Here is an 8,618-nt window from a genome sequence, read left to right as displayed (position 1 = left end):
TCCCTGGTGGGTTTAGATGGTTGTGTAGGAACTTTCATCTTCACACCAGGGACCCCTATATGTTGTGGTGACCCGCTAAACCCGCAGTGTTCTACTTCACCCCGCTACGCACCCCGAAACCGGAAGAGCCACTAAAAGGGCTCTTCCGGTTTTAGAGTGCATTGATTAGTTCGCCGGGGGTTCGGGCGTGGCACAAGATATTGGGGTCCTCGCTCAATGATATTTCGCAATAGCCAGCAATGAACGCTTGCATTGCGCAAGACGTTACATTATCTTCTGAAACATATAGCGCACCTTGTCCAGGCGGCTGTTTGGACGGCGGGGCTGGATGACTGGCTTGCCGACAGCGGCCTGATACCCTTTCAGTTCTGTAAGGCATACGCTCTGCCCGTTGGTGTAAAAGGCCAGATCAGTACGGTATGCCTGTATACAGCGGGCGGGAATCTCGCCAGTAAAGACAACTTCATCCTTTTTTACCTGGACCGTTTCGATGGTGGCACAGTATTTCGGTGCATCATGATAAGCCCTGGAAAGATATTCCCGGGGCGCATAGAGGGTGAAGGAGAGATAAGGTTCCAGCAGTTGCGTCCCTGATTCCTTCAATGCCTGTTCCAATACAATCGGGGCCAATGAGCGGAAGTCCGCCGGCGTGCTGACCGGACTGTAATAAAGCCCGTATTCAAAGCAAATCTTACAGTCCGTTACGTTCCAGCCGAACAAGCCCTGCTCCAGCCCGTAACGGATACCATCCCTGACAGCGTTTTGAAAACTCTGGTTCAAGTATCCCAGCGAAACCCGGCTCTCGTATTGTACACCGGAGCCAAGCGGGAGTGGTGTAACAGACAGTCCGATGGATGCCCAAAACGGGTTGGGCGGCACCTCGATATGGATGGTGTGGCTGGCTGCTTTGAGCGGCCGCTCCATATAAATGACGGTGGGTTCCTTTACCACTGTTTCAAGCTTGTATTTTTCCGACAGCAAAGCGGAAACAACCTCCAACTGCACCCGGCCCAAAAAAGAAAGAATGATCTCATGGGTGATGGAATCCACCTCGCAGCGCAAAAGCGGGTCAGTATCCGCAAGTTGCGTAAGAGCGTCCAGCAGCCGTTCTCTTTGCGCTGCCGTTTTCGGCGCAATCGACGTCCGCAGCATGGGGAGGGGGTCCTCACGCCACCTTTTACGAGGGAGCCGGGTTGGGTCCCCTAATACATCGTTTAACCTCACGCTGTCGCTGGGAAGGATAACAATTTCACCCGGATAAGCGGTGTCTGTCCGAACAATTTCCCCTTTGGATGGAATACGCATCTCTGTGATTTTCAGCTTTTCTCTCCCGGCCAGGGCCACCGTATCCCGCAGGCGCAGCGTTCCGCTGTATAGCCGTAGATAGACACGCCGCTGGCCGCAATCTGTATACTCCACCTTGAAAACGCTGCCGCATAGGGCGGCGCTCCCCTGTTCCCCAATCGGTTGGAACAGCCCTGTCACCGCATCCATCAACGGTTGAATGCCAAGGCCCTTTTTGGCGCTGCCATAATAGACCGGGAACAGGGAGGCGTCTTGAACCCGCCGCTGTTCCTCCCGCACAAGTTTTTCCCGGCTGATTGGTTCTCCTGCGATATACTTTTCCAATAATTTATCGTTATTTTCGATGACCGCATCCCATGCTTCTATGTCGGTATTTTCCTCCAGGACTATTTCCGGGGACAGCGACACCGTCTGCTTGATGATAATATCGGCGGAGAGCTTATCCCGAACAGACTGAACCACGCTCTGCAAATCAACGCCAGCCTGGTCGATCTTGTTGATAAAGATAACGGTGGGAATGTTCATTTTCCGCAGGGCATGGAACAGAATACGGGTCTGGGCCTGCACGCCATCTTTAGCGGAGATCACCAAGATGGCCCCATCTAAAACAGCCAAAGAGCGGTACACCTCCGCCAAAAAATCCATGTGGCCGGGCGTATCCACAATGTTGACTTTACATCTGTGCCACTGGAAGGAAGTGACTGCCGCTTGAATGGTAATCCCACGCTGCCGCTCCAAAAACATGGTGTCCGTCCTCGTTGTCCCTTTTTCGACGCTCCCCGGTTCTGAAATGGCTCCGCTGGCATATAGCAGGCTCTCCGTCAAGGTCGTCTTTCCAGCGTCTACATGGGCAAGAATTCCAATATTGATTATTTTCATGTGATTGTCCTCCCTTTACTGCCCCGAAGGGCATAAAAATCCCCAGCAGTAAAATACTTTTACCACTGGGGATGATAATTTGCGGACATACACATATACAGCATACACCTGTTTGTGAGTGCTGTTTTTGGGGATATGTCAAAATTGATAAGGCAAAAGTATTCTTAAATTGGGTACAAAAAACTAAGCCCCTACAAAAGGGACTATCATAATCCTTTGTTCCCACTATTTGATTATAGTTTTATTTAAGAATACCTTGCCGCATATTTTTTACTCCTTTTCTGGAATTGAATTATTATATCACATCAGTTTTAGGAAAACAAGTATCTAAAAGAAATTTTTCTTCCCCTTATATGTAACAATCATACCGGCTTCCTAACGTTCAGAATGGTTTCTACTGTCTGCTGCGGTGTTTGGTTGGAATTGTCCAGCCAAAAGCCGATCCGTGGTGTTGTCTGCATTTTACTAAATACAAATTCAATGTATACAGAAAGAAATATATAAGGAGTGGGAGGGATTCCGCCGTAGTCGGCATTGTAGGAAAATCCAAAAGTTTAGATTTTCTCAAAATGCTTATCTTTTGGTCTTTGGTTCGGAATAGTGTAGTGCTGGCGGTCTATCTATTGTTTTCGGTTGCTTGCTTCTTTACCGTACATGAGCATTCAGTGTTGGGGATAAACACGACTGCCGCAGCATCCGGCATGACCAACTCACTATCGGAAAGCGTGGCACCGGGTGCAAGGGTGACAGTCGGCAACGCCAGCACATCGCGTGCAGAAAGCATGCTTGCACGCCGACGTTTACGAGTCCTGCCGGGGTCGGGGTTGGTGTTGTAATCGGCCCAATCCTTCTCTGGTGGCTTGGGGATCAGCGGGGGAATATCGTGTGGGGACATGGGTGCGGACCTCCTTCGGGTTCTGGCCCACAACCAGCCTGCCACCTAGGGCCTTGGCTTTGTAGGAAAAAGGTATCTAATCCATCCGTACAAAACTAAGGACCTACTGTGCAGCCTAACGGAAATGTCATCGTCGATACCATCTGCCGCACCGCAAAACTAGGAACTACTATCACCGGTGCCACAGAAAACGGTGACGTCACTGTTATTGAAGCCGAACCCGTCGAGCCGATCAATGAATGCCCTACCTGCGGGCAGCCTGGAGTATTCCGCGACCACGTCATCCGCAGCCTGGTCGATCTGCCCATCGTCGGCCACCCAACAACTTCATGTGCGCCTTCCACGCTACCGGTGCACCAACAAGCGTTGCTTGCAGAAGATCTTCCGTGCTGGCCTTGCCTGCGCGCCCGACAATTCAAAGACCACGGACCAGGTGACCCACTGGATCCTGCAACGACTCTGCCTAAATCGGATGAGCGTTGCCGCTGCACCCAAGTCATTAGGCCTGGGGTGGGATATGAAGTGTCCCAGGTTTTGTTCCGTTTGATGAAACCCGTTTTTGAAACAACGTACGGAGCACAACGCACGCCGATGCCAAAGCTTCCGCAACATCGACTACCTCATCAAACCCACGACAGTGGGATTCACACCCTCAATCCCCACGCGTGCAATCTTCGCACCTCAAAGATTGAAAAATGAAAGAAACCGGAGGTAACATACCCTTTCGAGTTTGTTACTTCCGGTGGTGCAGTTTGTTCAACTGCTCATCAGGATCTTACGGGGGATAACACTAACACACCCTGACTCTTGGAAAACGCAGCACACAGACCGTGCACACCCTCACCGATAAAATGGGCACCAGTCCCGAAAGGAGAAGGAATGTACACGACCATCACCCTCGCCGCACTCGCAGTACTTTTCGTCTTAATCATCCAGACCATCCGCCGCGAACGGCCAGAAGACCGTATGTATTACGCCGCGCTTGGAGGCAGCATAAGCGCAGCAATGATCCTTGTCCCCTCCTTCCTTTTCACCCAGGCCGGTCTCTCGCGAGAACTGGCCGCACTGCTCATCTCCTTCGGCCTACTAGCCTTGTGGATTACCATTGTCGGACTCCGCCTAAACGCAAGAACTAGCAGGTAAACCTGCATAACACAGAACATATGCTTTAGCATATGGCGGAACATACGCTATAACATATGCCTAAACATATGTTCCGCCATATGGCAGGACTCGCGGGCGCACGAATACGCAGATTCCCGCCCGCAGTAGAGAAAAGGAGGGCTACGGGCTCAGTGTGGGAGTATTGCGAAACCTTCGCGCGCCCATTAGCCTAAAAAGTGACAGCACAGTTCATCCCTGAATTGCGGCTGCACAATAAAAAGGGCCCCAACGAGTGCCAGCTCGTTGAGACCCTCGGGCCTAAAGACCCACGTGAAGCATCGCGGTAACGAGCTTCACGATTACGGTCACAAGAACTATGACCTTGGTAGCCACATCTAGCCAGTCAAGCTTGGTGGCATCAAGGTCTTTTCTTTTGCGACCGGGTGTATCCAATGAGTGTTTACCCATTGTCTACCTCCCTTTACGTCGTAGGGTTGTCCGCTCGCCTGAAAAAGGCGCGCGGGACAGCCCACGTCACGCGCGGGCCTTACCGCGCACCGACGAGGAAGTCACGCCCACGCCCCACCACAGGTGGCGGGGCATGATTGTGAACCGGCACTAACGTTAGCAGCCACCCCTGACGAGACCTAGAAGCATGATTTCACCCCTGCCTTTATAAAAGCCGCCCATGAGGGGAAACCCGTACAGTGCTACTTGCAGCTGCACTCAACACCGCTAATTTCTCTGCCTGTCACCCTATCTAGACGCACGAAAATGCTGGCAGTGCTACATAACTGCCGACATATGCTTTAGCATATGCCTAAACATATGTCCCGCCATATGGCAAGACATATGACGGGGCTCATGGGCGCGCTGATCTACCATCACGGCTGCACTACCCTAGGTGTTTTTCAATGCTCGATACACCGTAGGACGGGTTACCCCAAATTCCCGCGCTAGTGCTGCCTTTGACTCCCCTGCCAATATGCGCCGTTTAATCTCCGCTACTTGCTGCGGGCTAAGAGCGGGTTTGCGGCCTTTGTACTTTCCGGCCTTTTTCGCCAACGCAATCCCCTCCGCCTGGCGCTCGCGGATAATGGCCCGCTCAAACTCCGCGAAGCTACCGAGAATTCCGAGCATTAAATCCGCGCGCGGATCGGACGTGTCTTTCGCAAACGCGAGATTCTCATGCAGGAAAGTAACAGTCACACCCTTGCCGGTAAGTTCATCAACAATACCGCGCAGATCTGTCAGCGATCGGGCGAGACGGTCAATCGACGACACGACAAGTTCGTCACCGTCTCGCACGTACGCCATACACTCGACAAGTCCAGGGCGGGCAGTCTTGGTGCGGCCGGAAATCCTATCTTCAAAAAACCGGTCAATCCTGCCGGAAGCATTGAGTAGTTCTTTCTGGCGCTGATTATTCTGCTCCACCGTGGAGACACGGATATAGCCCACCCGCTGCCCATGCGAACCAGAGTCATTGACCATTAGTCTTCGCTCCGCGAAGGTTTAAAGGCGGCATTCTCTTGTTCTATGACTGCATCACGATACGACTCGATTGCATCCGAGAGGGCATAAAGCTGAACACCGTCGAGGCCATCAGCGTCAGCAAGCAAGGATTGTACAATCCTGCCCAACGCCTGCTGCCCCGACGAGAGTCCACCATGCAGATCTTTCACCCGCGCCAACGCGGGTACAGAGTCAATATGACTTTCAATATGGAAACCGTCAGACGATAACATCACACTCACCACTTTCTGTAAACATAAGGCTTAGACCCCGCTAGACACGTGTAAAACAATGCTAGGAACGGCCCTATTTTACAGGAAACATTCTGCCGCACACCGGCGTAACAATAGGGTGTAATCAGTTAACAGGTTCTATTCGCTGCAGGTTTCAAAGCAATCACATCCGCGTGGATTCGCTTCCCCACATCAAATCGTTGCAAAGAAGAAATAACGACCAAACCAGATGCTTCAAGGAGCCTTTCAATGATGTCCGCCGGGTAAAACCATGCTGGGCAAATTGCATGATCAAACTCCTTAACCTCATCTGCCGTGAAATACCCGACTAATAACTTCCCTCCCGGGAGAAGTCGGTCCGCTATTGCAGAAAAGTGCACAGCAAGTTCATTAGGCGAAACATGAATCAAGGAATACCAGGCCAGTATCCCACCATAGGCCCGTTTGCCAAGCTCAAGTGAACTGCGCTGCTCGAACTGAATCTCCGGAAATCGCGCCTGAGCAATTCGCACAAAGTCCTCACTAGGATCGACGCCCACAGCGTCATGACCTAGCGCAGTTAAAAAATTAGTCCAATGCCCCGGCCCACACCCCAAATCAAGAATCTTCTCCGAAGGAAGGTCACTTGCCCAGTTGGCAATCCGAGCCTGATCTAACATCGAAGTAGCTTCTATTGCCCCCAATGCATCCGCGTACTCCTGCGCACGCTTTGAATAACGTTGTGCAACGTCAGCAGCACTCGACATTTACATCAGTCCATCGCAGTCGCCGTCGACGACTAGAGCCTGACCGTCACGTAAAAGCAATAGATTCCAGCTTTCGCCATACTTTTCGACGGTGCCGCTAATGACCTCAATGGAATACGGACCGGTCGTCCCCTGCGCATGCGGAACTACAACGTACGGTGTCAACGACAACCCGGCGAAATCCTTCAACGCAGGAGCAGTGCCAGGATCATCCATTACCGAGATAGGCTCAATCGACGGTCCCGCAATCACCGCACCAGCAGAACTACCCGCATACGGCAAGCCCCCGCGAATCGCAGCCACCAGCACGTCGAAAGCCCCCGAAGACTTCAGCGCATACAGCAGAGAGAACGTCTCACCACCGGCAACATAAACACAATCAGCACGATCCAACTGCTGTTTAAATTCGTGAACGGGCGTCTCAGCAACCGTCAGCGGCACGAACTCTGAAGCGAGATCAGCAATAGCGCGCCTTTCTTCTCTTGCAAAAGGAGCTTCAGACATCGCTGAAGCAGCATCATCAATAAAGACAATCCTTCCGTGAAGAAATTCACTCAAACGGGGATGCAAGAACGAAGCAAGAAACAATTTCATACCTCAAGTATGGACCAATGCATCCGGTCCCGCAGACCAAAAATCTTCTCGAATACTTCGTGAAAACGGGATTTGCACCCTAAATCCTCACACATGCAATCTTCGGCCCTTAAAAACCGGAAAACGAAAGAAACCGGAGGTAACATACCCTTTCGAGTTTGTTACTTCCGGTGGTACAGTTTGTTCAACTGCTCAGCGTGCCCGGGGCGGGACTTGAACCCGCACGTCCTATAAGGACACTGGCACCTGAAGCCAGCGCGTCTGCCAATTCCGCCACCCGGGCAGGGTATTGATGTCTTGGCGACCAGCTAACCTTAGCACGCTGTACTGATAAATCGACAAATCCGCTGGCAAACCCGAGCTTTTTACTGAATACACAGGGAACTTTGCCGCGCGCGTCTACGTTTAGAGGGGGAAAGACACCTATACTGATCGCTGCTATATCGCTGTATTCCACCATCGCAGTGAGATAGTTCCCTGGAATACCCTTGAAAGGAGGACGGCACTTTCCCCATGGCATTGCTAGAAAAACTCGCCAAGCTGGATTCTTCCCTGCAGCGCGGATTGGACAACGGCATGGCCTTTGTCTTTGGCGGCAAGGTCGTCCCCGCGGAGATTGAAGAGCTGCTCAAGCAGGAGGCGCAGGACAACCTGTCCCGCGGTGATGACGGCAAGCTGTACAGCCCCAACGTCATGACCGTCGGTGTGTCCTCCAAGGACATTGAGAACCTCTCCCAAAATCGGGATATTCCTACGGATCTATCTGATCAACTCACTCGTTTTATTCGCAACAGTGGCTGGTCCCTCGCGGGGCCGGTCATCGTGCGGATTGCGGAGGAGTCAGGCCTGCGTACGGGCCAGCTGCGCGTGTCGTCCTTCCTGGACCACGAGCCCACAGAGGAAACCGGATTCGATGCGATTTTCCACCACGACCATGGTCAGGAGGACTCTATGACCCAGCCGCACAACGCCGACGAGGCAGCAACCACCGCTTTCATGGCGCCGAACCCGAATGAGCCGGCACCCACGCCACACGGCCCAGCGGTAACGCTCATGCTGCAGGATGGTTCCTCCCGTGTGTACCACGTGCGCGAAGGCTCCAATATCCTCGGCCGTAGCAACGACGCAGACCTGCGCCTGCCGGATACGGGTGTCTCCCGCCAGCATGCGGAGATCACGTGGAACGGTCAGGACGCGGTACTCGTTGACCTGCAGTCCACCAACGGCACCACGGTCAATGACACCCCGATTGACAACTGGCTGCTTGCTGATGGTGACGTGATTACCCTCGGCCACTCCCATATCGAGGTCCGCATTACGGGCCTTGAGAACCAGAATTATTAAGCC

General features: G+C 52.6%; 8 protein-coding genes, 1 tRNA gene and 1 pseudogene. 3 read left to right on the top strand and 7 right to left on the bottom strand.

Annotated elements, in window-relative coordinates:
• Positions 1-264 precede the first annotated feature (264 nt).
• Complete coding sequence (gene tet(W), locus QP922_RS10705; protein WP_000691721.1) at positions 265-2,184, bottom strand: tetracycline resistance ribosomal protection protein Tet(W); 1,920 nt, start codon at positions 2,182-2,184, stop codon at positions 265-267.
• Positions 2,185-2,800: 616 nt separating this feature from the next.
• On the bottom strand, positions 2,801-3,079 hold the full coding sequence (locus tag QP922_RS10700; RefSeq protein WP_005391230.1) for a hypothetical protein: 279 nt from the start codon (positions 3,077-3,079) through the stop codon (positions 2,801-2,803).
• A 108-nt stretch (positions 3,080-3,187) separates the two neighbouring features.
• On the opposite strand from QP922_RS10700, the pseudogene QP922_RS10695 reads away from it, so the two are divergent.
• Positions 3,188-3,605, top strand: a pseudogene (locus tag QP922_RS10695) (transposase family protein); the annotation flags it as partial.
• A gap of 353 nt (positions 3,606-3,958) precedes the next feature.
• Positions 3,959-4,222, top strand: a complete 264-nt coding sequence (locus QP922_RS10690; protein WP_284809429.1) for a hypothetical protein — start codon at positions 3,959-3,961, stop codon at positions 4,220-4,222.
• A gap of 861 nt (positions 4,223-5,083) precedes the next feature.
• Here QP922_RS10690 and QP922_RS10685 read toward each other — a convergent pair.
• The 5 genes from QP922_RS10685 to QP922_RS10665 all read right to left on the bottom strand — a co-directional run bounded on the left by QP922_RS10685 (position 5,084) and on the right by QP922_RS10665 (position 7,554).
• Entirely contained in the window at positions 5,084-5,677 is a 594-nt protein-coding gene (locus QP922_RS10685; protein ID WP_011117489.1) for a recombinase family protein, read from the bottom strand.
• On the bottom strand, positions 5,677-5,931 hold the full coding sequence (locus QP922_RS10680) for a hypothetical protein (protein ID WP_034659529.1): 255 nt from the start codon (positions 5,929-5,931) through the stop codon (positions 5,677-5,679). The genes QP922_RS10685 and QP922_RS10680 overlap by 1 nt, the downstream gene beginning before the upstream one ends.
• 128 nt (positions 5,932-6,059) lie before the next feature.
• Positions 6,060-6,677 carry a class I SAM-dependent DNA methyltransferase gene (locus QP922_RS10675; protein ID WP_201816104.1) on the bottom strand — a complete coding sequence of 206 codons (618 nt, stop codon included), beginning with the start codon at positions 6,675-6,677 and terminating at the stop codon, positions 6,060-6,062.
• On the bottom strand, positions 6,678-7,271 hold the full coding sequence (locus tag QP922_RS10670) for a Type 1 glutamine amidotransferase-like domain-containing protein (RefSeq protein ID WP_201816107.1): 594 nt from the start codon (positions 7,269-7,271) through the stop codon (positions 6,678-6,680).
• Positions 7,272-7,469: 198 nt separating this feature from the next.
• Positions 7,470-7,554 (bottom strand) — tRNA-Leu (locus tag QP922_RS10665).
• 230 nt (positions 7,555-7,784) lie between these two features.
• Here QP922_RS10665 and QP922_RS10660 point away from each other — a divergent pair.
• Complete coding sequence (locus QP922_RS10660) at positions 7,785-8,615, top strand: FHA domain-containing protein (RefSeq protein WP_070669442.1); 831 nt, start codon at positions 7,785-7,787, stop codon at positions 8,613-8,615.
• The last annotated feature ends 3 nt before the right edge of the window (positions 8,616-8,618 follow it).

This window comes from Corynebacterium sp. MSK218, assembly GCF_030232655.1.
Lineage (GTDB): Bacteria > Actinomycetota > Actinomycetes > Mycobacteriales > Mycobacteriaceae > Corynebacterium.
Note: the sequence above shows the minus strand (reverse complement) of the source record. Positions and strands in the feature narration are given on the sequence as shown.

Bases quoted from the DNA above. Each gene is read 5' to 3' on its own strand.
- QP922_RS10660 (WP_070669442.1), top strand. From the start codon at position 7,785: ATGGCATTGCTAGAAAAACTCGCCAAGCTGGATTCTTCCCTGCAGCGC.
- QP922_RS10700 (WP_005391230.1), bottom strand. From the start codon at position 3,079: ATGTCCCCACACGATATTCCCCCGCTGATCCCCAAGCCACCAGAGAAG.
- QP922_RS10690 (WP_284809429.1), top strand. From the start codon at position 3,959: ATGTACACGACCATCACCCTCGCCGCACTCGCAGTACTTTTCGTCTTA.
- QP922_RS10675 (WP_201816104.1), bottom strand. From the start codon at position 6,677: ATGTCGAGTGCTGCTGACGTTGCACAACGTTATTCAAAGCGTGCGCAG.
- QP922_RS10670 (WP_201816107.1), bottom strand. From the start codon at position 7,271: ATGAAATTGTTTCTTGCTTCGTTCTTGCATCCCCGTTTGAGTGAATTT.
- QP922_RS10680 (WP_034659529.1), bottom strand. From the start codon at position 5,931: ATGTTATCGTCTGACGGTTTCCATATTGAAAGTCATATTGACTCTGTA.
- QP922_RS10685 (WP_011117489.1), bottom strand. From the start codon at position 5,677: ATGGTCAATGACTCTGGTTCGCATGGGCAGCGGGTGGGCTATATCCGT.